Origin of the sequence: Streptomyces sp. NBC_01477 (genome assembly GCF_036227245.1) — a bacterium.
GTDB lineage: Bacteria > Actinomycetota > Actinomycetes > Streptomycetales > Streptomycetaceae > Actinacidiphila.
The window spans coordinates 5,037,735-5,062,415 of sequence record NZ_CP109445.1 but is presented as its reverse complement, the minus strand read 5'-3'; the positions used below and the strand labels follow the sequence as shown (position 1 = coordinate 5,062,415).

At 68.7% G+C, this 24,681-nt stretch carries 18 protein-coding genes and 1 pseudogene; 8 read left to right on the top strand and 11 right to left on the bottom strand.

Annotated elements, in window-relative coordinates; genetic code table 11:
• Positions 1-21: 21 nt before the first annotated feature.
• Together OHA86_RS21355 and OHA86_RS21350 are read left to right on the top strand one after the other, a co-directional pair.
• Positions 22-798 (top strand): XRE family transcriptional regulator, encoded by a 777-nt coding sequence (locus OHA86_RS21355; protein ID WP_329177620.1) that lies wholly within the window; start codon positions 22-24, stop codon positions 796-798.
• On the top strand, positions 785-1,252 hold the full coding sequence (locus OHA86_RS21350; protein WP_329177618.1) for an NUDIX hydrolase: 468 nt from the start codon (positions 785-787) through the stop codon (positions 1,250-1,252). Before OHA86_RS21355 ends, OHA86_RS21350 begins: the two co-directional genes overlap by 14 nt.
• Here OHA86_RS21350 and OHA86_RS21345 read toward each other — a convergent pair.
• The 3 genes and pseudogenes from OHA86_RS21345 to OHA86_RS36115 all read right to left on the bottom strand — a co-directional run bounded on the left by OHA86_RS21345 (position 1,240) and on the right by OHA86_RS36115 (position 2,331).
• On the bottom strand, positions 1,240-1,806 hold the full coding sequence (locus OHA86_RS21345; RefSeq protein ID WP_329177616.1) for an HD domain-containing protein: 567 nt from the start codon (positions 1,804-1,806) through the stop codon (positions 1,240-1,242). The genes OHA86_RS21350 and OHA86_RS21345 overlap by 13 nt on opposite strands.
• A gap of 30 nt (positions 1,807-1,836) precedes the next feature.
• Positions 1,837-2,016 (bottom strand): annotated as a pseudogene (locus OHA86_RS36120) (HAD hydrolase-like protein); the annotation flags it as partial.
• 15 nt (positions 2,017-2,031) lie between these two features.
• Positions 2,032-2,331, bottom strand: a complete 300-nt coding sequence (locus OHA86_RS36115; RefSeq protein WP_443071794.1) for a hypothetical protein — start codon at positions 2,329-2,331, stop codon at positions 2,032-2,034.
• A 112-nt stretch (positions 2,332-2,443) separates the two neighbouring features.
• Between OHA86_RS36115 and OHA86_RS21335 the strand changes: the two genes are divergently transcribed.
• Positions 2,444-2,911, top strand: coding sequence for an NUDIX hydrolase (locus OHA86_RS21335; RefSeq protein WP_329177614.1), 468 nt, complete (start codon positions 2,444-2,446; stop codon positions 2,909-2,911).
• Between the two features lie 28 nt (positions 2,912-2,939).
• Positions 2,940-3,500 (top strand): guanylate kinase, encoded by a 561-nt coding sequence (locus OHA86_RS21330; RefSeq protein WP_329177612.1) that lies wholly within the window; start codon positions 2,940-2,942, stop codon positions 3,498-3,500.
• A gap of 23 nt (positions 3,501-3,523) precedes the next feature.
• Here the strand turns inward: OHA86_RS21330 and OHA86_RS21325 are convergent, their stop codons facing one another.
• From OHA86_RS21325 to OHA86_RS21290, 8 genes are all read right to left on the bottom strand, one after another.
• Positions 3,524-4,375, bottom strand: a complete 852-nt coding sequence (locus tag OHA86_RS21325; protein ID WP_329177610.1) for a DUF1932 domain-containing protein — start codon at positions 4,373-4,375, stop codon at positions 3,524-3,526.
• A complete protein-coding gene (locus OHA86_RS21320; RefSeq protein WP_329177608.1) occupies positions 4,372-5,046 on the bottom strand; it encodes an HAD family hydrolase in 675 nt (224 codons plus the stop codon). The genes OHA86_RS21325 and OHA86_RS21320 overlap by 4 nt, the downstream gene beginning before the upstream one ends.
• A gap of 32 nt (positions 5,047-5,078) precedes the next feature.
• Positions 5,079-6,470, bottom strand: coding sequence for a UvrD-helicase domain-containing protein (locus OHA86_RS21315; protein WP_329177606.1), 1,392 nt, complete (start codon positions 6,468-6,470; stop codon positions 5,079-5,081).
• Positions 6,443-9,049 (bottom strand): SNF2-related protein, encoded by a 2,607-nt coding sequence (locus OHA86_RS21310; RefSeq protein ID WP_329177604.1) that lies wholly within the window; start codon positions 9,047-9,049, stop codon positions 6,443-6,445. Before OHA86_RS21310 ends, OHA86_RS21315 begins: the two co-directional genes overlap by 28 nt.
• 295 nt (positions 9,050-9,344) lie before the next feature.
• Positions 9,345-10,448 (bottom strand): serine/threonine-protein kinase, encoded by a 1,104-nt coding sequence (locus tag OHA86_RS21305; RefSeq protein WP_329177602.1) that lies wholly within the window; start codon positions 10,446-10,448, stop codon positions 9,345-9,347.
• Positions 10,436-10,924: an ASCH domain-containing protein gene (locus OHA86_RS21300; RefSeq protein WP_329177601.1), complete on the bottom strand. Its 489-nt coding sequence runs from the start codon at positions 10,922-10,924 to the stop codon at positions 10,436-10,438. The genes OHA86_RS21305 and OHA86_RS21300 overlap by 13 nt, the downstream gene beginning before the upstream one ends.
• Positions 10,921-12,978, bottom strand: coding sequence for a GNAT family N-acetyltransferase (locus tag OHA86_RS21295; RefSeq protein ID WP_329177600.1), 2,058 nt, complete (start codon positions 12,976-12,978; stop codon positions 10,921-10,923). The genes OHA86_RS21300 and OHA86_RS21295 overlap by 4 nt, the downstream gene beginning before the upstream one ends.
• A 409-nt stretch (positions 12,979-13,387) precedes the next feature.
• Positions 13,388-15,442, bottom strand: a complete 2,055-nt coding sequence (locus OHA86_RS21290; RefSeq protein WP_329177598.1) for a DUF262 domain-containing protein — start codon at positions 15,440-15,442, stop codon at positions 13,388-13,390.
• 772 nt (positions 15,443-16,214) lie between these two features.
• On the opposite strand from OHA86_RS21290, the gene OHA86_RS21280 reads away from it, so the two are divergent.
• The 4 genes from OHA86_RS21280 to OHA86_RS21265 are packed head-to-tail and all read left to right on the top strand — an operon-like array spanning position 16,215 to position 24,656.
• Entirely contained in the window at positions 16,215-17,840 is a 1,626-nt protein-coding gene (locus OHA86_RS21280) for a TIGR02677 family protein (protein ID WP_329177596.1), read from the top strand.
• The gene (locus tag OHA86_RS21275) at positions 17,837-19,162 is read left to right on the top strand and encodes a TIGR02678 family protein (RefSeq protein ID WP_329177594.1); all 1,326 of its coding nucleotides are present in this window, start codon (positions 17,837-17,839) and stop codon (positions 19,160-19,162) included. The genes OHA86_RS21280 and OHA86_RS21275 overlap by 4 nt, the downstream gene beginning before the upstream one ends.
• A complete protein-coding gene (locus tag OHA86_RS21270; protein WP_329177593.1) occupies positions 19,159-23,397 on the top strand; it encodes a TIGR02680 family protein in 4,239 nt (1,412 codons plus the stop codon). Before OHA86_RS21275 ends, OHA86_RS21270 begins: the two co-directional genes overlap by 4 nt.
• The gene (locus OHA86_RS21265; protein ID WP_329177592.1) at positions 23,394-24,656 is read left to right on the top strand and encodes a TIGR02679 family protein; all 1,263 of its coding nucleotides are present in this window, start codon (positions 23,394-23,396) and stop codon (positions 24,654-24,656) included. The genes OHA86_RS21270 and OHA86_RS21265 overlap by 4 nt, the downstream gene beginning before the upstream one ends.
• Positions 24,657-24,681 lie beyond the last annotated feature (25 nt).

The following is a 24,681-nucleotide window of genomic DNA, read 5'->3' as shown; positions in this document are numbered from 1 at the left end:
GCCCTGCACTTGTATGGTTCTGTGAACGAGCGACTGCACTCCGTACTCGCCCAGCGGGGCGTCACGCCCGAGTTGCTCGCGGAAGTATGCGAAGTGGACCCCAAGACCGTCGGCCGCTGGCTTGGCGGACGCATCCCCCACCCACGCCACCGCTATCGCGTCGCCCAGCACCTCCGCGTAGAGGAAGCCTTCCTCTGGCCCGCTCCGCAAGCCGTGAGCAGGCCGACGACGACCGCCAGCCCTGGAACGGAACTCCTCTGCACGTACCCCAATCGGGCCAGCGTCCCGCGGGAGACGTGGCTCTCCCTGCTCCAACAGGCCCAGGAACAGATCGACGTGCTGGTCTTCTCCGGAACGTTCTTCGCGCAGAGCAACCCGCATGTCGCACGGATGCTGGCTACCCGCGCGACCGACGGCGTCCGTGTGCGGCTGTGCTTCGGTGCCCCAGGCGGCCAGGCCGTTGCCCTGCGGGGCCGTGAGGAAGGCATCGGCGACACCCTGGCCGCCAAGATCCGCGCCTCCCTCACCTACTACCGCTCGCTGTTAGCGGTGGACGGCTGCGAGGTGCGGCTGCACGACACGACGCTCTACACCTCGCTCTTCCGCTACGACGACACCCTGCTGGCCAACCCGCACATCTACGGCCAGCCCGCCAGCGCCAACCCCGTCCTCCACCTCAAATGGGCAGACGCCAACGGCTGGTTCGACACGTACGCTGACAGCTTCGATGCCGTCTGGGCCGGCGCACGCCCCTGGACGCCCGAGCAGGAGGGGACCAGAGCACATGGGCAGGACTGAGTACTACAACGACCCGAGCGCCCCCAAGGCCAACACCCTCATCCCCGCCAGCAACCTCCTGGTCGTGGACGAGTCCGGCGCGATCCTCCTCCAGCGCCGCCGCGACACCGGCCAGTGGGCACTGCCCGGCGGAGCCCAGGACATCGGCGAGACCGCCGCCCAGTGCGCCGTCCGCGAATGCCTCGAAGAGACCGGGATCGTCGCCGAGATCACGGGCTTCCTCGGCGTCTACACCAACCCCAAGCACATCGTCGCCTACACCGACGGCGAGATCCGCCAGCAGTACGAGAACACCTACATCGGCCGCCCCGTCGGCGGCGAGCCCACCATCAACGACGAAGCCGACGGCGTCCGCTTCGTCCAGCCCGCCGACCTCGACGCGTACGACATCCACGCCAGCATGCGCCAGCAGATCGGCGACTACCTCGCCGGCACCTACCCCTACCTCGGCTGAGCGCCGCCCATCGCCGCCCTCACCCGCTCCACCGCCGCGAAGATCTCCGGCGCCGCCCGCCGAATGAACCGCCCCACGATGCTGTCAGCCCCGTACCGACTGACGATCTCCGCCACCCGTTTCCGGGCGGTCGTCGGCTCACCGTCAGGCGTCGTCGTCATGTCGCAGTACACGAGCGCGTCCACGAGCAACCGGTCCTCCAGTAGCGGGAACTCAGCCTCCAGCGTCTCTCGCAGCCCACGCTCCTCCGCCTCCAGAAGGGCAAGGGAGTGGTTGGCCACCAGACGGACCAAGCGCTCGTCGCTTCCATGGACATCCCGGAGGAACCGAGCCCCGTCCAGCGGGTGGAAACCAGTCGCCGCCAGACGTGGCGCGTAACCGATGTCGTGCAGGACGGCAGCCGTGCGAAGCAGGCCAGAAGCTTCGCCAGCCACGGGCGCGAGCGAGACAGCGCGGGTTGCGACTCCCTGTGAATGCGCCCAACGCCGAGGCAGGGGACCGGCCAGCTCGTCCCGCGCCAACTGTGAGGCCCACGCGACCATGTCCCTCTGCATACGAGGGGGCATTCCCTACGCTGCGGGGCGCTACTCCCCGTGGGTCGGAGCGGAGCGATCACGCGACTCCCCTCGCCCCTGGCGGTTGAGCGCAGTCCGCATTCCCGTTTGCGCCGTCGGCCGAACGTCGTTGCCGAGCAGGTCACCCACGTAGAGGATCTGGCCGGGAGCAGCGGGTGCGGCTTCGATGAAGTGCTCGAAGAAGGCGACGCCCGGCTTCGAGGCTCACCAGTCGTCACTCGTCGCGATGAGATCCGCGGGCAGATCGAGCGCCCGCAGGGCGCCAAGCGGCACAGACCGCCTGATTGCCGGCGATGCCAACCCACAGCCCGGCTTGACGCAGAGCTGACAGCGTCGGTCGCACATCCGGACACAGGTCGTCCTCCCCGAACCACTCGGGCTTCTCTGACTCCGCCCGTCGCTCCTCTCCTCCGCCAGGTCGAAGCCGGGCAGGAGAACCTGGAAGGTCTCGCGGTAGTCCCGCCCCTGCGCGACGACCGCACCGAACACCACCATGCGAATCATGCGCGGGAGCGCAACCGTCGCGGTCGTCCCTGCGCCCGTGCACCAAGTGCGGGCCATGCGCGCCCCATCGAGTACATCGGGCGCCTTCAGCTCGGCCGCTACAGTCGTCCGCATGAGCGAGCCCCAAGAAGCGGTGGCCCAGCCCCGCACCGCAGCAGGCGTGCTGCTCTTCGACGAGGCGGGCCGCGTGCTCCTCGTCCATCCCACCTACAAACCCGGCTGGGAAATCCCCGGCGGCTACCTCCACCCCGGTGAAACGCCAAGGGAAGGCGCTGCCCGCGAGCTGAAGGAAGAGCTGCACCTCGCCACTCCCATCGGACACCTCCTCGTCGCCGACTGGGCGCCCCACCCGTCCGAGGGCGACAAGCTCCTCTTCGTCTTCGACGGCGGCATCCTCGGGGAGGATGGCCAGGCAGAGATCCGCCCGGACGGCGTGGAGATCGACGCCTACGCCTTCCACGCTCAGGACGAGCTCGACAAGGTGTTGATTCCTCGCCTCGCCCGTCGCATCCACGCAGCGTTTGCCGCACGCGCAAGCGGCGAGACGCATTACCTCGAACACGGCATAGTCGGTATGTAACGGCCTTCGACGGCGCAGACTGTTCCCCATGAGGTCGGGCATCCTGCTGTACGGGCCGCCGGCGGCGGGCAAAGACACGGTCACTACGGCGCTGGCCGCACTCGACGCGCGGTACGTCCCTTTCCGGCGGCTCAAGGTCGGCAGCGGGAAGTCGGCGGGCTACCGCATGGGCACGGCGACGCACTTGGCCGATCTGGAGGCGAGCGGCGACGTCATCTACCGCAACGAGCGGTACGGCAACATCTACGTCGTCGACAGGCCCGGGCTTGACCAGGCCATGGAGGGCGGCACGGTGCCGGTCGTCCATCTCGGCCAGGTGGCAGGGGTGGAGCAGGTGGCAGCCCTCTCCGGGGTGCGCTGGGTGCGCGTACTGCTGTGGTGCTCCCGGACATCTACGGCCGAGCGGTCACGACGCCGGGGCGATGCGGACACGGCGGCTCGGCTGGCAGCGTGGGACGCCACCCAGGAAGACCTTGCCTCGTACCCCCAGGCCGGGTGGGAGGTGCGGGTGGACACGGACACGGTCACGCCGCAGGAGGCGGCCCAGCAGATCGACGCCTTCGTCCGCAGCGCCGCAGCGCAGCCCTGACCGCGACAGGGCTGCCGGTGGGCTCACGTCGGATCGTCCGACTCTCCACGCAGCGCTTCCAGCGCCTCGACGAGGGTGAGCTGCTGGTCTTTGTTGCCGTCCCACCGGGCGAGCGTCGCGGCAGCCGCGTGCATGAGGGAGTCCGGCAGCCCTGCGTCCGCGAGGAGGCCGGCGGCGTCCTCGATCTCCGGACCCCAGCGCCAGGCCCGAGCAGCGGTCTTCGGGATGTAGTCGGTCTCGACGAGGTAGCTGCGGGTGCGCTTGGCCGCGATCGCCAGCAGCTCGTCCCCGACGCCGTACGCATCGGCCGCTCCGTACGCCACAGCGGCCAGCACGCGGGAGACCTTCTGGTAACTGGTGTAGGCGAGCTTCAGGGCGGAGGCCGCGCCAAGGCCATCCCCGAGTACGTGCGTCTGGATATCCGTACCCGCGAAGAGCTGCACGATCCGATCGGTCTGCGCGTAAGCACAGGCGAGATAGAGGGTCGGCGTCTTGCCTCCCGCCGGGGGCGACCCGACGACCGCAGCGTCGACCACCGGCATGGGTGCGAGCAGCTCGGCGACACGCTGCACGCGTGACGGCGCCACCGCGTTGGCTTCGACGTAGATCGCGTCCGCGCTCGCGGCCCGGACGGCCGCCACCGCCGCTGCGACCTCCTCGGCGGCGGCGGGCGGGCACAGGGCCAGCAGCACCTCGGAGCGAGCAACGAGTTCCGCCAGCGCGGCAGGCTGGAGGTCGGCGTCTTCCGCCCGGAGCCGGGTCGCGTCGCTACGACCGTCAGGGCACCACAGAATCGTGTGGCCGCGAGCACGCATTTGCGCGCCGAAGGCAGCTCCCATGCTGCCCGGATGCAGCAGCCCAACGGTCACGGTCATGAAGCGGTCCCTACGTGATCTGCCACCAGCCGAAGCAGGAGGTCGATGGCGCTGCGAGCATCGAAAACGGTGTGCTCAGGGGCCGGTGCGTGCGCCACCCAAGACCGGCCGTTGGCGACCCAGATCGTGCGCAGCCCCGCCGAGTGCCCGCCCCCGACGTCGTTGACGGGATTGTCCCCCACCATCCAACCGCCGTCGCTCAACACGGCTCCGCACCGCTCCGCGGCCAGGGCGAAATGCCGAACCGCGGGCTTGCGCGCATCGCCCTCCCCCGAGACAAAAGCCCCATCCACGTGGCCGGCGATCCCGGTAGCCCTCAACTTGGCCCACTGAATGTCCGCCGCCCCGTTGGTCGCCACCCCCACCCGCCAACCAGCCCGACGGAGTTCGTCCAGCCCGCCGAGAACCTCGCTGTGACAGGACAGCATGGTCGCGATGTCCGCGCAGTAGGCCCGCCACAACTCCTCCGCCGACGCGTCCAGCCGGTAGCGGACACGGATCGTGTCAAAGGTCGACGGATACGCCCGCTCCGCCACAGCCCCAAGCACGTACGCCTGCTCCCCGTCCCCCAGCCCGTGCCGGGAGACGAACTCACCAGCCCAGTCCGCGAGCGTCCCCTGCCGGTCGACGAGCGTGTTGTCGAGGTCGAAAAGAACGAATGGCCGCCGCACATCCGCACCATAACGAACGGCCTCTCTCAGGCTCAGCCCGGCTGAGCGCTGCCGGCTGGCGTCACACTGCCCGTCCAGAGGAAGTCACGAGCTCGCGTCGTCGCCACGAGAAGCTGGCGTCGGCTGAGTTCTTGGCGCTCGCGATCGGCCTCCGCGTTCCCTTCGCTTTTGGGCATCGCCACGTCGTGTCGCGGGAGGTAGACGCGCTTGAACTCCAGTCCCTTCGAGCGCTGGTAGCTGCCGCGTTTCACGCCGGGTACCGAGTGGCCGTCATAGCGTTCCAGCAGGAAGACCGGAATGCCGGACCGGACGAGCAGCCGCTGGTAATGCTCCGTGGTCCGCCTGGACGGGCACAGCACGGCCGAATCCGCCTGCTGCTCGGCGTCGAGGCCGTTCAACGCCTCGATCAGCGCCTTGTCATGCTCCTCCGACTTCGCCCACTCAATCTGCTCCACCGCTCCCTCGTGGTGCTCGGATTCCACATCACGGCACCCCGACAGGCGTTCACCGTCGATGTCTTCGAAGAAGTTCTCGGCGACGCCGTCCATGGCGGCCTCAAGGATCTCCGTGGCGTTTCGGTAGTTGATGCGCAGCGCCTGGCCGCGGTCACCTCGGACCTCGATGCCCGCGTCAGACAGCCGGAAGCCTCCTGGATAGACGGCCTGCTGGCCGTCGCCCACCAGCAGCAGGCCATTCGGTGCGTCGCCGACCAGGGCGTAGAGGAGCCTGGCCCCGACGAGGGTGAGGTCCTGGACCTCGTCCGCGATCACCGCGGTGTACGGCGGCCTGGCGCCTTCCTGGACCTCGGCCAGTGCGAGGGACAACAGGTCGTTGAAGTCGTGGACTCCGCGCTCCGTACGATGCGACTCGTACGCCTCGTAGAGCGCCCAAACGGCCTCTTTGTGGTGGCGCCGGAGCACCGTGCGGCGGCCGGGCCGCCGCACGGTGACGTAGTCGGCGAAGGTGGTGACGCCACGGCCCTTGATGACGTACGTGATCTCGTCGTGCCAGTACTGCGGGTGGGGGACGAGTTCGGCCAGAGCGCTCGCGCGGCCGACCAGTCTCCATGCGTGGCTGAATGCCGTCTCCGCCTTCTCCCCGTTCACGTTCACCTGCACGCCGCGCGCCCGCAGGAAGTCGAGCGCCCACGCGTGCAGGCTGTGGAAGTCCACGCGATCGGCGACGTGCGGGGCTACGGAGGACAGGAACGTCTGCTGGACACGCGGCAGGTTGCTCGCGAATGTCACGTACAGGACGCGGCCCGTCGTGCGCTGTGCCAGGTGAGCCGTGCGGTGCAGGGCGACCACCGTCTTGCCCGTGCCGGCCGGACCGCTGATCCGCGCAGGGCCGGCCCAGTTGCGGCGGACGAGCGCGACCTGGTCAGGATGGAGGAACGTCATCCACTTCTCGATGGGAGCGCGCATGGCCGGGCGCGGTAGGCGGCGAGCGGTTCGCTGATCTGCTCCTCCCACTGGGCCCTTCCGGCGTCCAGGTGGCCGCGGGCGGCCGCGACGGCGGCCGGGACGAGGGACTGGAGCCGGTCGAGGTCGCGCGGGCCGCCGGTGCGTGCGAGCCGCGGGCCGACCTTCGCGTCGCGTAGCGCGTCCGCCATGGCCCGCACCTCCAGATTTCCCGAGTTCAGCCCGCTCACCGCCATCCAGCGCACCACGGTGGGGCGGCCGAGTGCGTTGGAGTGGATGCCCTGCACGAGGAACACCGGTCCGTCGACGTGCGGTGTGGTGATGATCGGGGCCTGCTGCGCGTCGAACGTCACGAGGACCTTGTCCGTCAGCCACTCCACCACCGGATGGATATCGGTGAGGAAAGAGACCTCCGGCCACATGGTGGTGCTGCTGTCCCTCGCCTCGGTGAGTTTTCGCTGCGCGAGGGTGCGGTCGAAGGTAACCAGCATCCGCTCTGCAACACGCTGCTCCTTGAGGTAGCCGGGCGGTAGGGCCTTGAGGCGGTGCAGCAGGTCGGGGGCCTTGGCCGGAGATAGCGAAAAGTACGAGCCGCCCTTGGCGTCGGTGCCGAACGACAGGCCGATCAGGTCCTCGGCCCGCTCCTTGTAGACCTCTTCGAGCGCGGTGGCGACGAACTCGGCCGTATCGCCCTCGAAGAGGGAGATCAGCTCGGCGCGGGCGGGCAGTTCCTGCTCGGTGATGGTGTCCACCTGGCCGAATAGGTCGGCGAGGGCCGCGTCGTCGTCCTGGCCGGACTCCAGAAAGTGTTCGACCGTGCCGCCGCTGACCAATTCCGTGATCAGCCGACGCTCTTCTTCCTCGGCCCGGTAGTAGCCAGAAACCGCTTCGGCCGTACCGTCCAGTTTGTGTGCCTCCTCCTCCCGGCGCAGCAGCTTCTCAGCGACAGTGCGGTCGTCCTTGGCGCCGGAGATGGCCGAGGTCAGGATCAGCGCGCGGAACTGGGGCTCGTACTTCTGCCCATACCGATCGATCCGGCCGTTGCGCTGCTCGATGCGGATCAGCGACCACGGAATGTCGTAGTGGATCAGGTGGTGGCATTGCCGGTGCAGGTTGACGCCCTCGGAGGCGACATCCCCGGTGAGCAGCAGCCGGACTGGGGTGTCGGCGAGGCCGAACGACTCGAGGACCTTGCCCTGCTCGTCGTCGCTGAGGCCACCGTGCATCACGGCCACGGCCTTCGCCGTCCCGTCGGCGCCGACCGGAAAGCCCAGCCGGGCGGGAACAACCTCGGCCAGCCACTTGAGCGTACGAACCCGTTCGGAGAAGACCACAGCCCGGGTGGTCGACCCGGGGCCTACTCCGATCTGCGTCAACTGCCCCACGAGTGCGTCGAGTTTGGCGGAGTCACCGTGCGCGGTGCCGTCGCCCATGTCCGCGATGATCTCTCGCAGCCGGACGAGCGCCGCCTGCTCAGGGCCGATCCTAGGGTCAGCCGCGAGCCCCTTCTCCGTCGCCTTGCGGACCCGCTCGCCCAGCCTGGCGATGCGGTTGTCGACCGTCTCACTGAGGGCGGTGTGGGAGGAGAGGAAGGGCTTGAGCAGGTTGTAGGCGAAAATCTGCTCGGTGGCGACGGAGGTCCGGTCCTGGTCGGCCGCCCCGAACTCCGTACTCCCCGGCGCGGCAAGCCAGTGCTCCGTCAGCTCGGTGAAGATCCGCTCCTCCGCCTCTGTGGCCGCGCAGTGCAGGGAGACGGTGGGACCGCGATCGGGCCACTCCGTGCCCATCTCATCCCGCACCTCGGGGCTGATCTTGGTCCGCCGGATATAGAGGTGGCCGAGGTCCTCCGCCGGGTCGTAGCGGTCGTGGTCGGCGATGGCGGCCGGATCGAGCAGCGAGATCAGATCGGCGAAGGAGCGCTTGTCACCGTTGTGCGGGGTGGCGCTGGCAAGCAGCAGGGCATCCGTGCGCGGTGCCAGGGTCTCGGCGAGGGCGCGGCGCTGGCTGCCGGGATTGATCAGGTTGTGGGACTCGTCGATGACGACGGCGTCCCAGCGGATGCGCTCCAGGTGGTGCCGGTACTGGCCGATATTCTTGAGCGTGTCGACCGAGATGATCACCCGCTTGTACTGCGTGAACGGGTTCCGGCCGGCCGGGATCTCGCGCTGGATGCGCTGGATGCCGTACGAGTCGAGCCGTACGAGCGGGATCGAGAAGCGAGTCCACAGCTCGTGCTGGAACTGCTCAAGGATGCTCTGTGGAGTCACGACCAGGATGCGCTCGCCGCGCCCGCGGCGGATGAGCTCCGCGAGAGTCAGGCCGATCTCCAGGGTCTTGCCGAGGCCCACGACGTCGGCGATGAGCACCAGGGGGCGGAGGTTGCGCATGGACAGCGCGAGCTCGGCGGGGCGCTGCTGATAGCCGAGCGGGTCGAGCAGGAAGCGGTCGGTGAGCGCGAGGCCGCGCTCCGACTGAGGCAGTGGGGTCTTGCGCAGGACGGCTTCGAGGAAGAGGCGGCTGCGCCGGAAGTACGAGGAGGTGTCGGCGACCAGTTCGGTCTTCTCCGGGTCGAGCAGTTCCACGAAGTCGATCTTGCTGAAGAAGACCGCCTCCTCGTTCCGGACGAACTCGGAAACTCCGACCGCTTCGATCCGCTCCCCGTCGTAGTCGGTCGTTGGTGGTGTTCCGGACCAGCCACTCCTCGTCCCGCACGAGGATCTGTGCCCCCGGCGGAAAGCGGGTCCCGTCCTGCGCCACCCCCTGATCGCTCACCTGCGGCCCCTTCTGCTGCCCCGTTCGCCCTGCGTGTCCACGACCACCAAGTCTGTCACGGCGGCCAGGGCATCGAGCGCGCTTCAGCGCGGGCAACCTCGCAGCTCAGAAACGTGCCCCGCGGGCGTATCCGGCACGGATGCGCTCGGCGATGCGCAGCGGCGCGGAGGGGCGCACGCCGACGGGCCTGGGCCCGTCGGGATCGTCGGGCTCGTCGGGCTCGGGCGCAGGGGCTTGCTCGTCGTCCTCTTCCGCGGCGACGTCGAGCACCGCCGGGGTGTACGGGGGGACGGTGTCCGCTCCGGCTGAGGGCTGCGGGGGCAGCTGGGGCAGGGCGAGCTCGGGCGTGCGGTCGGTGAGCCGCCGCTTGGCCTGGAAGGCGGTCAGGCCCTGGCCGCGGATGACCCGGACGAGCCGCTCGGTGACCTCGGGCAGCGTCGGCCGGGCGCAGGGGTCCGCCGCGAGCATCTCCGTGACCAGCGGCCTGAGTTCGGACGGCAGGCCAGTGAGGTCAGGCGGCACCGCCGGGTCTTCGATGTTCAGCGCGACGGCCTGCCAGGTCCGTCCCTCGTACGGATAGTGACCGGTCGCGGCGAACAGCAGCGACGCACCCAGACCGTAGACGTCGGCGGACCGGTCCAGTTGGTGCTCGCCTCGGGCCTGCTCCGGCGGCATGCACAGCACGCTCCCGACGACGAAGCCGGTCGCCGTCAAGGCCGTCCGCCGTTCCGCGAGCACGGCGAGACCGAAGTCGATCACCTTGGGGCCGTACGCAGCCAGGAGGATGTTCTGCGGCTTCAGGTCGCGGTGCAGGAGCCCCGCCTCGTGGACCGTGCCGAGCCCCTCCGCCAGCAGCGCCCCGAGGCTCGCGGTCTCGACCAGCGGCAGCGTGCCGTAGTCGGCGACGAAGCTGCGCAGGTCCGGCCCGTTGACGTACTCCACTGCGAGCCACGGCGGGTCAGCGTCCGCATCCGCCCCGACGAAGGCCGCCACGAACGGCCCGTAAACGGTGCGCAGGCTCTCCACTTCGCTCCGGAAGCGCACACGGGTGTCCTCGTCGAGGATCGACGGCTTGATGACCTTCACCGCGGCCTGGTGGCCCGCCGGGGATTCGCCGAGGAACACCTGGCCCATGCCGCCGTCCCCGATCCGGCACACCAGCGCATAGCCGCCGATCGTTGTCGGGTCGTCGTCTCTCAATGGTTCCAAGGCCGCTCACCTCCTACTCGAACGCCTGGCAGCGCCTTCCCAAGGCCTGGTGCGACCGCAGCGACTGTCCGGAGGTCCTCCCCAGTCAAGTAGCGATAACTCTGCGGCGGGTGGAAGGAGCCAGATGTCCGGAGCGCGGCCAGCGGTACCGGGGCATCGAAGGTGATGGGTTCTTCGAGGCACAGGCCGCTGGCGCTGGTCGCCCCACTCATGTACTCGTCGTACTCGCGCCGGGTGATCCCGGCGCTCGTACGGCTAGCCGACCACACCTCGCGAGGGGAGGCCACCTGCACGGAGGCGATCCGTGCCATGCCCACGATGGCCATCGTGGGCGCTGTCGCGTAGAGGAGTACCGGGGTTCCCGGCGGAGCAGCGACACGTTGCCGACGCACCTCGACCGTCTTGGTCCCGGCCAGGATCGCCGTGGCGAACCGCGGGTGGACGGACAGCAGCATCGCGCGCTCCGGATCGCTCACGTCTTTCGGTGCCCCTCTTCGTACACAGCCTGGAACAGTGCGTTGCTGATCTTCGACAGCGTGATCAGCGACAACGGTAGTCCGAGCCCTGCAGCCAGCGCGGTCAAACGCGAGTACGCCACCTGTACAGGAAAAATCTCCGTGTCCGAGAACCTCAACGCCATGACGCTGCCTGTCGGCTGGGCCTGCTTACGCACTTCCGGGAGACCATATACGCCCAAGTGTTCGAATCGCGAGAAGAGGGTGTCGGGATCGCCGACAACCACGTCGTCCAGGCGTGAACAACCGATCACCATCTTGCCCTGCCCCCCGGGGCTCCCCTCGCTGACGTACCAGAGGATCCGTGCGGGGACCGACTCACCGCGATGTCCTGCGGACCGGTAGTAGACGTGCTCACGGCTGATCCCGAGCACGTCAGCTCGCGGCAGGAGCATGGCGGGCACGTTGAAGAGTTCGGCGGAATAGCGGGGCTTCACCGGTGCGATGAAGGACGGCAGGGCCGTGTCGGTGAGCTTCGCGGGCCACCACGCCCGCTCCGCCACGCTCACGATCTCGGGCGATGTCTTGGCTCCCAGACTTGGCGTTATACGCCCAGTTCGTGCCGCGATCCGTTCTGCCGCCTCAGATACCGCTTCGGCCGACCCGCAGACGTCCACGATGAGCGCCGTGAAGCCGTTCCCGTCCTCGATGAATCCGTCAGCGCCCGCTGCTGACCTGGCAGCCGGCGAGAGGTGGGGATCCACGATACGGACGACTTGCGCGCCCCGTTCCCGCGCCAGCCGCTTGAGCATGAAGAGCAACTGCCGGGCGAGGGTCTCCTCCAGACGGTGTGCAGCCGTGCGCAGGAAGGAGACGTTCAACGTGCGCCCGTCCATGGCCCAGGCGTACAGAGCCACCGGGTGTCCGCTGCCATCCCGCAGCAACTCCTTGCGCCACAACACCCCGTCAGAATCGAGGGCTACCAACCGCGCGGCGAAGGCGGTCCCGTTGTCGCCGTCCGCCTGCTGGAAGAAGGCGACCAGCTCCCCCTCGCCTCCGGAGGCTACCTCCTCAGCCGAGAACGCGGTGCCCAGGAGGTCCGCCGGACGGTAGACCTGGGCTTGGCGGAGTTCATCGACATGCTGGGTTACCAGGGCCGGGGAGACCACCCGGACACGCGCGACGTCCCAGACGATGTCGGTCAGTCGCTCAAGCTCGGGATCACGCGTCGCCAGGACCTGCAGACCGGCGCCCGCCGTCTCGGCCACGTACCGCAGCCGACGGCGCATGTCGTCGTCGATCGGCACATCCGCCATGCGCTTGCCCAGCGCCGCGATCAGCTCTTTCTGGCGCGCGGACACCGAAGCGTCCTCAGGCGAGGCCGAACGGAGCCGGGACAGGCCAGCTCGCAGGTGGGTCCGCTCCGCCCGGTCCTCGATCTCCCGTACGTCCAAGAGGAGCTGCGGCGTGTAGGCAAGTTCGATCAGGTCCGCGAGCCAGCCGGCCTCCAGTGCCCGCGACTCCTCGATGTCCTGCTCGTCGCCCGACCCCTGGAGCCCAGAGAAGACACTGTGGTCGACCGCCACGACCAGCAACGCATCGCTTTGCACCTCGGTGAACAGGTCGTCGTGGCCGAGATCGAGCCACCACGTATCGAGAGTCTCCTTGTCGCCGCCGCGCCCCAGCCCCTCGCCTTTCGGGACGAAGCCGAGGCTGTTCCACATGGGACTCAACCCGTAGTCGCGTCGACATCTCGCCCGGATGCCCAAACGGTGCGATTGCAGACGGCGCAGCTCTGCGATCAAGAGAGCCGCGATCCCGTTGCCCCGACGCTCCTCCGCCACGCAAAGGTGCGCAAGACGCACGTACTGGTAGCGCTTGGGCAAGCCGAAGAGCGCGTACCCGACGACCTCGTCCCCGTCCAGCGCCACCAGGAGGCCGCCGTCATCGGCATACTTGCGGTAGGTGGGCGGCGTGAGCAGGCCCAGCCGTTTTGTGTAGCGGTCGCCGAGGGCGATGGCTGCAGCGAGTAGTTCCGGCTGCTCCCCTGTCACTGGCAGCACGTTGATCGCCATACACCCCTCCGAATTCGGCATACTCCGACAGATCCCACCCTGAGCGCATACTGCCGGACCTAAGCGACACCCGGCCACCACTTGATCGCATCTGACCTATTTAGATCGATTGATGACCAAGTGGCGTCAGCGCACTCGCTCCATGCGCACACTGCTCCCAGCGAAAATGGACTTGTTAGCTGTTGCGCGCACCCCCACGCCGATGACCGACCACATGGATGAGCACGTCAAGCTGTGGCCCACGTCGAGGAAGGCGGGAGCCGCTCAGCAGGAAACCGCCGCCCCAGATCCCTGAGGCTCACGCCACCCACCCCCGGCCCGCGGTATCCCAATCACCGCAGCCCAGCGGGCAGGTCACGCCTCATTCCCGCGGAGTCGCTGATCCCATCTCCCAGAGCAGAATGCCTTTTCAACCTGTCTTTCGCGCCGCCAGCGGACTTGACCCGGGAACGGTGCGCACACCAGGCACGTTGTCACTACGAAGCCGTGCCCCCACTGCTCCGGGACTGATCTCTCCGGCCTCATACTGCGAGGTACGCACCGCAACTATCTGTGCCCGAGTGAGGACGGTTCCGATCGGCATGCCGGCGAAAGCCTCTTGTATGTGACGGGCGACGTCACGGCGTGACCCCTGACCGACCACTGCACGCCTGCTCTTAGCCGCCTCCGCCCGCCCGGCCACGGGTACCACAGTGACGGGAGGCGTCGCCGTTCCGCCATCTGGGCGCGGCCAACGGCGGCAGAAGACCTGCGCCAAATGGTCGGCTCTCGCAACAATGCAGTCCTCTTCCCAGACGGATGGCAATGACCTGTTCAACGAGAGCCCGCTGTGAAGCAGAATCTCTGAATGCTTCCTCCCCCAGGCGCCGTTGGATACAGATGGGTTTAGAGCTCGCGTCAGAAGGGTCAGGTTACCGATGGTGTGGATGAGATTCTGTCGCCGTTCTGCCCCATTTAAGTTGCCGCGAGACAACGGCCAATGAGTTTCCCATGCCTGAGGCATGAGGTGCTCGATTGTTAACTTACTGGTATACAGTTGCCGCTCCGTCTTACCTGTATAAAGCTCGTCCTCCAACTCACCCAGCAACAACCGCAACCGAGCTCGGGTGAGCTGTTTGTAGAGCGGCTGCGAACGGAAGACGTAGCGAACATCGGCGTCTCTGGGCCAGAACCCGGAGTCTGCGTCCTGCCGTTGCAAAAAATCTTCCACCACTGCCGGATCGTCCTTCTCCTTCAGCACATGAAGAAGTTCGAGGAAGAGTCGGTTGTAATTCTTCGTCGTCTGTCGACATACAGTGCGACGGAGTAGGTAAGAATCCAGTGCCGCTACTGCCGCGGCACGTTCATGCTCAGCAAACCGAGTGACCAGGTACAACAATACCGGGATTATGGTGTTGACATCTAAAACATGGAGATTTCGCAGAAACCGACCCTCAGGAGTGCTCGGCTGTTCCTCCGACGTCAACTGTTCATACACCCGACTTTGGGTGAGTAGGTGCTGAAGAAGGCGGGGCATGTCAGCGCCGGTATCACGGATCAATTTGCGGAATGTAAGGAAGAGCTGAGGCGACTGCACTTCCTCTACGAGTTCAGACGTGAGAAATTGAGTGAAGAACACATCGAGCTTTGGTCGCTTAAGTCGCCCTTGGCTGATTTCGCGGCGCCAAGCACGGGTCTCCAGATGCGCCCAAACATCCCGATGAAGCGCCTCCACCGGCAGATTCTGCTCCTCCGCAGTCTGGAATACAAAGTTCTTCACCAGATCTGACGCTTGCAGCGGAGTACCGCGATCATTGAGACTCTCGAAAATGACCTGTGCATTGTCGTCGGGCTTAAGATCGATGACTACTACCTCAAGCTTCTCACGCAAGACGCGTACCAGAGCATCGAATCCCTTCTCCAATCTTCCCTCATAGCCCAACGCTTCAGCCCAGTTGATCGCCTGATCGCGAAGAAATCGATACGCTTGGACAAGCTGGAGGTCGTCCTTTTCGCCAGGGAGCACACCATTCGCTTGCCCCCGCAAATCTCCATCCATGATGATGCGGAAGGATTCTCGATCACTGTTCGTGGGCCACACTTTGTAGGCCGCAGACGGGTCATCCGTCATGTCGTCGTCGTTGAGTGTGAGCTTCCTAAGGGCGCGCACGTATCTGTCCTGCACCCCAAGTTCGATTGCGACGTCGCGGACCGCAGCCAAGAGAACCTGCAGCGTAGTCAGACGCTGTTGACCATCGATTACCTGCCGTGCGGGCATGGAGCCGGTGGGCGTCTTCAACTGGTCGAGTACAACAGCACCGAGGAAGTGCCGGTGAACGTCATCGCCAGCGAGCCTCCGGTTGGCCAAGGAGGCGACGTCATCCCACATGGGGCGCCAGTTCCTGTCCTCGGTCCAGACGTAGGGCCGTTGGAAGATCGGCACTATGAGTCGCTGGTCTGGCCCGAAGAGCTCGTACAGGCTCATAGGATGCGCGTCCACTGGGAGCCCCTCCCCTTGTCGTAAGTTGGTTCTTTGCAGCGGCTTTCTGCTCGAGCGGCGCTGCGACTGCAGACGCTGAAGCCAGCGCCTACCAAGACACGAAGTAACTCTACATATAAGCATCCTGACTTAGCGTGAAAAGCGCGAAGTCACCGACCTCCGCTCAGGTTGCATGCAGCCGCGACTTGCAAGCTGCCATCGACCTCCTCCACGGCGCCGCTTCTCACGGCCACAAGTACGGCGTCGATGTAGCCCTGGCGGCCGTGGCTTTGCGGCAGCCGGGGCGGTCACGATCTTCCCTTCCGACTGCGCAAGCTCTGCGGCGACCGCGCCATGGTCGCGAAGCTCTGACCGCCCCCTCCCACGCGTGGGGACCGCACGATCAGGCAGGTAAGGATCCCGATCTCTGGGAGAAAATTGGGAGACGATCATGGAAAAGCCGCCTCCCGAGACCCGCTCAGACCAACCCCCACCCACCCCCTGACCTGCGGTTTCCCGAATCCCGCAGGTCAGGTAGAGATCATGGCCTCATTCGGGACGAAGAGTTCGTGGATCCAGAACTGTCGCCACCGGCCCGCTCACGTTCGGCGCCCCGCCCGCAACCCCTTCGCCCCTCGGCGTGCCCGTCCGGGCGGTGCGCGGTGGCCGGGTTGGGGGCAGCTGGCCCGCGGCTGAGCGCCGGCGGCCACTCGAGCAGGCGAGGAGACTTCGTTCGAAGCGGCCACCCGTGTCAGTGGCGGTGCGTAGCCTCGTTTGCATGGAGGAACCGTCACAAGAAGCCCCTTCGGCGCAAGCCGAGCGCGACGGGGCGTGGCAGCGGCTGACGGCGTACGCCTACCTGAGCGCGCCCGAGCGGCTGGAGCACATAGCGATCATGCGGGTCTTCTGCGGGACCCTCTTGGCCGACCTGGCCGTGCCAGACGTGCGGGAGAGGCTTGAAGCGGTCGGTGGGCCGGCGGCCGCGTTGGACGCCGACACGCTCGCCACGCGGCTGGATCAGCTGGTGAAGTGGGGCAATCTCCTACCGAGCACGCACACCGTCAAGGCGTCCAGCATCAGCGAATACCAGCGGGCTCGGTCCCGCTACCAGCTCTCGAAGTTGGGCGAGCGCATCCAGCGGGACGCCGACGAGATGCTCGCGAGTGCGGACACGGCGCGTGAGGTCAGCAGCGAGCTGCTGGCCCTCGTCGAGCGCGGGCTGCATGAGCTCGCCGAGTCGGTGGTAGGGGTGGGCGGCGCGGAGCCGCAGGACGCGCTGGAGCGCATCAGCACCCTCTTCGTGCAGTTCGCCGAGTTCGCCGACTCCGTACGGGACTTCTATGCCTACCTGGGCCAGGTGCTGGCCCGGTACGACCTGGACTCTGCCGAGTACCAGGGTTTCAAGGAGCTGCTGCTCGACTACGTCGAGGCCATCACCGAGGACGTGTCCTTCCGCGCGCCGAGGATCGCGGCAGCGCTTGACCGGCTATGGCCGCACCTTCCCGGCCTGCTCAAGCAGCTCGACGCCCACAGCCAGGGCCTCTTGGGTGTCCCGCCGGCCGCGCGCGGGGAGTCCGCGGCCAGGGTCCAGCGCAGCCGCGGCCGTGAGCTGGCGGACTGGGAGGGACTGCGGGGGTGGTTCAGCGACCTGGAGGGGCGGGGGAGCCAGGTCGACCAGCTTCGAGACGCCACCCTCCGCGCGCTGCAGTCGCTGCTCGCCAACGCCAAGCGGATGCTGCGCTCGGCGTCGGGAGAGATGTCGCGGCGGAAGGATCTGTTGCGGCTGGCCCGTTGGTTCGACGACGCCACTCCGGAGGATGCGCACGACATCGCGGTCGCAGCCTTCGGCCTCTACGGCGCCCGGCACCTCGGGATTCCGCCGGCGGCCGACGAGGCGGTTCCCGCGTACACGAGTTGGTGGACCGGCCCGGTCGTAGAGGTACCGGTGGCCCTGCGGGAGCGGGGCTCCCGCGCCCAGCGGGGCAGGGCCTCGGCGGTGGAGAACCATTCCGAGCAGAAACTGCGGCTGGCGGAGGCGGCCCGTGCCCAGGCGGAGGCCAGACGTGCGGCCGCGCAGGAGCTGCGCAGCGCCTCTGGCCGCTTCGCACACATACGGCTTACCTCGGCTGCCCTGTCGCTGCTGCTGGAACTGCTCGCCACGGCCTTGGGCAACGCCCAACTTCGCCGCGGCGGAAGCGACTCCGCGCAGGAACGTGGTTTCGCAGTGGAGGGAGCCAGCAGCGAGGACGTCGAGCTGGGCGTACGTCTCACCGTCCGGTCCGTGGCCGGATTCTCGACCGTGCTGCGTGCGGCCGATGGCGACCTCATCCTCGACGGCCTGGACCTCTCGGTGGTGGGAGTAGCAGACCGCGCAACCTTCGAAGCGCGGGCGAGCGCATCGTGACCCTGCCCTCGGCTCATGACGTCGCCCTCGCGGCCGAACGCCGCAGTGCGGGACGGTTGCTGCTCGCCCATCCGCTGGTGACCGCGGACGGCCCGCACGCGGACCTCTTCCCTCTGATCCGTCGCCACGCGGACTGGCTCACCCAGCGCTTCCAGCAGGTTCTCGGGTACCGGCTGCTCGTTGACACCTCCTACGCCCGGCTGTTCAAGGCGGGCCTGGGACAAGGGGCGGGCCACCGGCTGGAGCGGTCCAGTGGCACCCCCTTCACCCCGCGCACCTACGCCTGCGTGGCCCTCGCTCTGTCCGTGCTGGTCACGGCACCCGAGCAGATGCTGTTGTCCCAGCTCGTCGCCGACATCAAGGCGGCGGCGGCCGACGCCGGCGTGGAGTGGGAGGACGTCGGCAGGGCCACCCAGAAGCGCACGCTGGGCGCCGCTCTTCGGCAGCTGGTCGACTGGGGTGTGCTCGCCGAGACGGAGGGGAGCGTCGGGGCCGTCGAGCAGGAGGACGGCGGCGAGGCCCTGATCTCGGTGGATCGGGAGATGGCCCGCGCGGTGGTCGCCGGCCCGCTCACGCAGAGCACGAGCGGGACCGACCTCGTGCGGCGGGCGGCCGACCCGGGCTTCGGCGGGCCGCGTACGTACGTGCGACGGATGCTCGTGGAGACGCCCGTCGTCCTCCTCGACGAGTTGACCGACGCCGAACGCGACTGGCTGCGTACCCGGCAGCGCCGGGAGGCCCAGGCGTTCTCCGAACTGCTCGGCCTGGAGGCGGAGATCAGGGCTGAGGGCGCCGCCTTGGTGGACCCCGAGGACGAGCTGTCCGACGTGAACTTCCCGGGCAGCGGGACGGTGGCGCAAGCCGCCCTGCTCGCGCTGGGTGAAATGGTGGAGAGACTGCGTCCCGACAGCCCCGGCCATCCCGCGACCGGTGGCCACCTCGTCATCGGCGTACCGATCCCGGACGGGCTGATCGACGAGATCCTGGCGGAGGTCGTCGTTTCGTACGGGCGGCGCAGCAACTGGAAGCGCGAACTCGTGGAGAGTCCGCCGGCCCTGGGCGCGGCCGTCGTTGACCTGCTGGTCCGGATGCGGCTCGTGGCCCGTGACGGCGTGCTGCGGTCCCAAGGCGCCGGTCTCCCCGAGGAATACGACGATGCCGTGCCTGAGGGCCGGCCCGTGACCGACGTATCCGGTGCGCGGGCTTCCGGCAGCGGCCTGGTGCTGCTGGCCGCCGCGGCCAGGTATGCCGCACAGGTCACCGTGCGGCCCGCCCAGCGAACGGTTGCCGCCATCGACGGACATCAGGAGCCTCTTTCATGAACGCCGACCTCCCCACGGTCCCCGCCCCCCGTCCGGCTCCGGCGGCAGCCGCACGCCGGTTCCGGCTCCACCGGGCCGGCATCCGCAACGTCTGGCAGTACGACGAGCAGGATTTCGCCTTCGGCGACGGCAGGCTGCTGCTGCGCGGCAAGAACGGCGCGGGCAAATCCAAGGCCCTGGAGATGCTGCTGCCCTACCTGCTCGACGGCGACGCCCGTGCGCTCGACGCGACGGGGACGGGCCGCACCACGCTCGTCTGGCTGATGCTGGACGGCGTGGAGCAGACCAACCGCGCGGGGTATCTCTGGGTCGAGTTCCGCAGGCCGGCGGACGAGGCCGGCGGCCAGGAGGAGTTCCTCACGCTGGGTGCGGCGATCCGGGCGTCGAAGTCAACCGGCAGGGCCGTCCCGGCGTTCTTCGTCACACCTCTCCGGGTGGGCGAGGACCTGCATCTGGTGGAAGCGGGCCAGCCCTTGCCGGTGGAGAAGCTGAAGGAGCGCGTCGGCGCCGACAACGTGACGGAGCGGGCCGTCGAGCACCGCACCCGGGTCGCCCGCGAGCTTTTCGGGATCACCGACACGACACGCTTCCGCAACCTCACCCAGCTCCTCCACCGGCTGCGCCGCCCGACGGTGGGTGACCGCATCGAGTCCGGCGGCCTTGTCACCCTGCTGAGCGAGACGCTGCCCGGGCTGGATGACGAGGTCGTGGAGAAGGTCGCACGCAACCTGCACGACCTGGACGCCGTCCGCACCGAGCTGGGTCGGCTCGAGAAGACGGACGCGGCGCTCCACACCTTCCTCGGCGAGTACCGCGGCTACCTGTCAGGGGTCCTGCGCAAAGCCTCCCAGGCGGTCCTCGGTGAATTGGACGTGCTCGCTGAATGGCGCAGAAGAGCCGGGGACGCGGCCAAGGAGGTCAGCGCGCTGCGGGATGCTGAAAGCCTGGCGGTGCAGCGGCTGGCGGACATCTCGGAGGAGCGGGAGGCGGCCCAGGACGAACTCGCCGCGGTACAGAGCAGCGACGGGTACCGCAGTGTGCAGGAGCTGTCGGAACGCCGCGCGACCGTCCGGGCGTTGCACACCGCAGCCGTGACGTCCTGCTCGGCTCTACTGAACGCCCACCGGGCGGAGAAGGGCACTGCGGAGCGGCTTGCCGGAGAACTCCGGCAAGCGGCGGACCGCCTCAAGGACATCGGGTCCGACCACCGGGAGCTGCTGTCGGACGCCGAGAAGGCCGGACTGCCCGCCGCGCATCTCGGTGAGGCCGTGTCCTCGCGGCAGACCGAGCTCGACGGACCGCGCACCGTCGAGGTGCTCGACGCCGACGGCGGGCAGCACATCGTGCGCCACGAGCGTGTCACCGCCCTTGACACCGTCGCCACGTCGGCGGCACTGGACGCATGGCGCCGGCAGCTGGAAGCGGGCAGGAGTGTCGCAGCCAACCGCCAGCGCGCGGTCGCCGAGGTGCAACGGCTGTTCGCCGAGGCCCGCAGGGCACTCGCCGAAGCGGCCGGTGCGGACGCCGAGCGGGAGCGCTACGAGCAGGAGCTCCAGGAAACGACTGCCCACCTGGAGACGGCCCGCACGCGCGTGGTGGCGGAGAGCACCACGTACCGGCAGGAGGTCGCGAGGTGGGCGGAACGCCTGGACGCCGCGCTCGCCCCCGACTGCCCCGACCTCGGCGGGATCCTGGCCCTGACTGCGGTCGCCCCGGCGCCCGACGCTCCCTTCGCAGACCGGACCCTGCCGGCGGAGATCGACGCCCAGGCCGCCGAGGCCGCCCACCTCGTTCTCACTCCATGCGCCAGTCAGCTGTCCGGTGCACGCGACCACCTCGCCGTCGAGACCCGACAGTTGCGCACCACCCTCGACAGCCTGGCCGAGCAGCGGCGCGAGTGGGAACGGCTACCTGACCCCACTCCCCCTCCGCCACCGCATCGCCGGGCCGCCCGGCAGGAGGGGACAGGTGCGCCCTTCTACCGGCTGGTCGACTTCGCGGACGGACTCTCCGACACCCAGCAAGCCCACCTCGAAGCCGCACTCCAGGCAAGCGGACTGCTGGACGCATGGGTCACTGCCGACGGGACCGTTCTCGACGCCGGCACGCTCGACACCCTCCTCGATCCTCACGCCTCGACAGTTGCAGGCCCGAGCCTGGCGGCAGCTCTGCGCCCGGTGGACGCGACCGGCACCGGCGTCGCCGTGGAGCGGATCGCGCACGTGCTGTCGTCGGTCTCCCTGACACGCGGAGAAGAGTCTCGTACGGCAAGTGCCGTCTACTGGGACGGCAGTTGGCGTCTCGGCGCGCTCAGCGGGCGCAGCGTCAAACCCGCCGCGCAGTTCGTGGGGGCGGCCGTGCGTGCCGAGACGCGGCGACGGCAGCTTGCCGAGCTGGACGCTCGGATTGCCGAGGTGAGCGTCCAGCTCTCCGAGGTCCAGGAACAACTGGCGGGCGTCGATCTGCGCCGCACGGCCCTCGACGACGCCGTGCGCCGATTCCCGCCCTCCCGGCGGCTGTCCGGCGCCTGGGCGGAGACAGCCGGAAGAGAGACCGCGGTAGAGGACCTGACGGGGAAGGTCTCGGCTGCGGCTCGCAAGGCAGACGATTTGCGCACCGCCGCGGTGCAGGCCCGTACGGCGGCCGAAGCCGCTGCGACCGCGAACGACCTACCGGGCGGCACCGAGGCCCTGGCCCGTGCCACCACCGCCCTGACGGTCGTGCTCGGCGGGCTCGGGCGACTGTCCAAGACCGTCCACCGTGTATCCGAGTCGCTCAGTGACGACCAGACTGCGCGGGCGACGTACGGCAGCGCCCGCGAGGACCGCCTCAGCGCCGAGGTGGACTACCGGTCCCGGATGGACGAACTGCGTCCGGCCCGTTCCCGTCTGGCGACGCTGGAGAAGGCGGTCGGCTCGTCCGAGAGCGAGGTCCTGGCCCGCGAGGCAGCCGCCACGTCACGGATCGATGCGGCCTCCCGCGCCCTACCCGCCGCGCAGCACGCAGCAGAACGCGCGCGTGACGGGCGCGTGCGGTCGGAGGAGAAGGAGACGCGGCTGAGAGAGGACCTGGCGCGTCAGGAGTCCGCGGTGATCGCGGCAGGGAATGCGTTGCACGGCGCGCTGGGGCGAACAGACGTGACGAGGGGAGCCGGGCTGGAGACTGCCTCGCTCCCGACCGGAGACGCCGACCTGCCCGAGACCGACGTCCGCGGCAGGATCCGGATGCTCAGGCAGGTCGCCGACGCCGTGAGCGCGGGGCTGGGGCGACCGGCCCGCGACGTGTCGGACAGCACCCTTATGAACCGCTACACCACCCTGCGCGACGCGCTGGCCGGCGGCTACGACGCGCAACTGCTCGAAAAGGACGGCATCAAGGTCTGCCGCCTCCTCGACGACCACGGCTCGCACGACGTCGCCGTCGTCGGGCTGCGGATCGGCGAGCAGGCAGCCGAGGCCCGCGGCCGGCTGACCGAGCGCGAAAGCGAGGTGTTCCAGCGCTTCCTCACCGGCGAACTCGGCGACCACCTGTCCGCCCAGGTCATCGCGGCCGCCGGTCTCGTCACCGCTCTCAACGACACTCTCAGGACGGTCCGGACGTCACACGGCCTCGGGGTCGAGCTGCAGTGGAAGCTGCACGAGGACGTGGACGCCGATGTGCGCGCCGCCGTGGAACTGCTGCGCAGCCCGTCGGGCCTGCGCACTCGCGAGCAGACGGAACGACTGCGCGAGGTGCTGCAACGCCGGATCGAGGACGCTCGCAGGGCCGACCCGGCGGCCGGCTACTCCGCACACCTGCGCACAGCACTCGACTACCGGGGCTGGTTCCGCTTCCATACCTTCGTCGTCGAGGAGGCGCGGCCGGGTCGTAGGCGGCCGCTTACCGGCCGCACCGGCCTGAGCCAGGGCGAGCAGCGCGTGCTCTCCTACCTCGTCCTGTTCGCCGCGGCCGCCTCGCACTTCACCACCCTCGGCGAATCCACCCCGCACGCGCCGCGGCTGATCCTGCTCGACGACGCCTTCGCCAAGGTCGATGAGCCGACCCACGCACGGCTCGGGCGCATCCTCGTCGACCTCGACCTGGACTTCGTCCTGACCAGCGAACGCCTCATGGGCAACTGGGCCGACGTCCCCTCCCTGCACATCTACGAGTGCCTGCGCGACCCCCACGTCCGCGGTGTGGCCACCCTCCACTACACGTGGAACGGCCGGAACCGACGGCTGGTGTCCGTATGAGCACGATCCCCGCGGAGACGCGAACCTGGCTCGCCGGACCAGGTCTCCAGCGGCTATGGACCGGCCTGCGCGCCCGCCTGGAGCGCAACGGGCTGCAAGCGACCGGAACACTCAGGCTCACCGGCCTGGACCCGTCCGAGCGGACGGCCCTGTCGCAGCTCCTGGGCAGGACCCTCACGGGCGCGGAGGCGACCGTGCGGCTCGCCGAACTCGACACCCGCCTTCGCACCTCGGCCGCCGGAGCCGGTCTGGTGGCAGTCGTCCAGGCGCTCGGACCGCCCCTGACCGACCGGCGTGCAGTGCGCGCGGACGCCGTCGCGCGCCGCGAACACGTATGGTCCTCACTGTCCGAAGCGCTGAGCTCTTCACCTCTCGCCGACGAGGCGTGGGCGCAGCAGTGGTACGACGGGCTCCGGCGGGCGGGCGTGCCCCGCGGAGTGACTCCCGACACCGCGATCCGCAGCCTCCACCAAGCCCTCCACATCCTCGTCATGCTGCTCGGCCCGATGCGAACGGCCGCGCGCGGCCGAGGCGAGATCGCCAGCGAGGCGACGGGGTCGGCGCACGGACTGGATGACGGCACGTGGCTCGCCCGGCTCGTACAACGGGGCATCGCACTCGCCCATGGCGCGGAAGTTTCGGAGGGCGCCGCCGGACGACGCGCACTGTGGCGGCTGGCCGGCGTCAGTCCGGACGAGGTCTCCAGCACCGTCCTCGCCTACGGCCTGCGCCCGGAGGGCGCCGGCTGGCGCGAGCAGGCCCTGCGGGACAGGGCCGACAATCATGCCGAGACCCATCTCACCCTGCGCGATCTGCACACTCTGGAGCTGACCATGGCCCCGGGCACGCTCATCCGTATATGCGAGAACCCCCGGGTGCTGGAGGCCGCGGCCGACGCAGCCTGCACGCAGCCGCTGGTCTGCACGTCAGGCAGCGCCTCCACCGTGGTCCTCACCCTCCTCGACGTCCTCGCCGCCACGGACTGCCGCTTCGCCTACCACGGCGATTTCGACTGGCCGGGGATCACGTTGGCCAACCGGATCATCCGGCGCCACGACGCCCGCCCGTGGCGGATGAGCGCCGAGGACTACGAACGACTCGCCGCCCGCACTCAGGCCCAGGGTGTCCCGCAACTCCCGCTCACAGGACGGCCTGTCGACGCCGGCTGGGACACCGATCTCGCGCCGACTATGGAGGCACTGAGCATCGCCCTCCATGAAGAGGCCACGCTCGACCTGTTGGTGGACGACCTGCGCTGATGCTCGACCTCCTCGCTGCCGCCAG

Coding starts and splice junctions, on each gene's coding strand:
- OHA86_RS21350 (WP_329177618.1), top strand. CDS start 785: ATGGGCAGGACTGAGTACTACAACGACCCGAGCGCCCCCAAGGCCAAC.
- OHA86_RS21345 (WP_329177616.1), bottom strand. CDS start 1,806: ATGCAGAGGGACATGGTCGCGTGGGCCTCACAGTTGGCGCGGGACGAG.
- OHA86_RS36115 (WP_443071794.1), bottom strand. CDS start 2,331: ATGATTCGCATGGTGGTGTTCGGTGCGGTCGTCGCGCAGGGGCGGGAC.
- OHA86_RS21335 (WP_329177614.1), top strand. CDS start 2,444: ATGAGCGAGCCCCAAGAAGCGGTGGCCCAGCCCCGCACCGCAGCAGGC.
- OHA86_RS21330 (WP_329177612.1), top strand. CDS start 2,940: ATGAGGTCGGGCATCCTGCTGTACGGGCCGCCGGCGGCGGGCAAAGAC.
- OHA86_RS21325 (WP_329177610.1), bottom strand. CDS start 4,375: ATGACCGTGACCGTTGGGCTGCTGCATCCGGGCAGCATGGGAGCTGCC.
- OHA86_RS21315 (WP_329177606.1), bottom strand. CDS start 6,470: ATGCGCGCTCCCATCGAGAAGTGGATGACGTTCCTCCATCCTGACCAG.
- OHA86_RS21295 (WP_329177600.1), bottom strand. CDS start 12,978: ATGGCGATCAACGTGCTGCCAGTGACAGGGGAGCAGCCGGAACTACTC.
- OHA86_RS21290 (WP_329177598.1), bottom strand. CDS start 15,442: ATGAGCCTGTACGAGCTCTTCGGGCCAGACCAGCGACTCATAGTGCCG.
- OHA86_RS21280 (WP_329177596.1), top strand. CDS start 16,215: ATGGAGGAACCGTCACAAGAAGCCCCTTCGGCGCAAGCCGAGCGCGAC.
- OHA86_RS21270 (WP_329177593.1), top strand. CDS start 19,159: ATGAACGCCGACCTCCCCACGGTCCCCGCCCCCCGTCCGGCTCCGGCG.
- OHA86_RS21265 (WP_329177592.1), top strand. CDS start 23,394: ATGAGCACGATCCCCGCGGAGACGCGAACCTGGCTCGCCGGACCAGGT.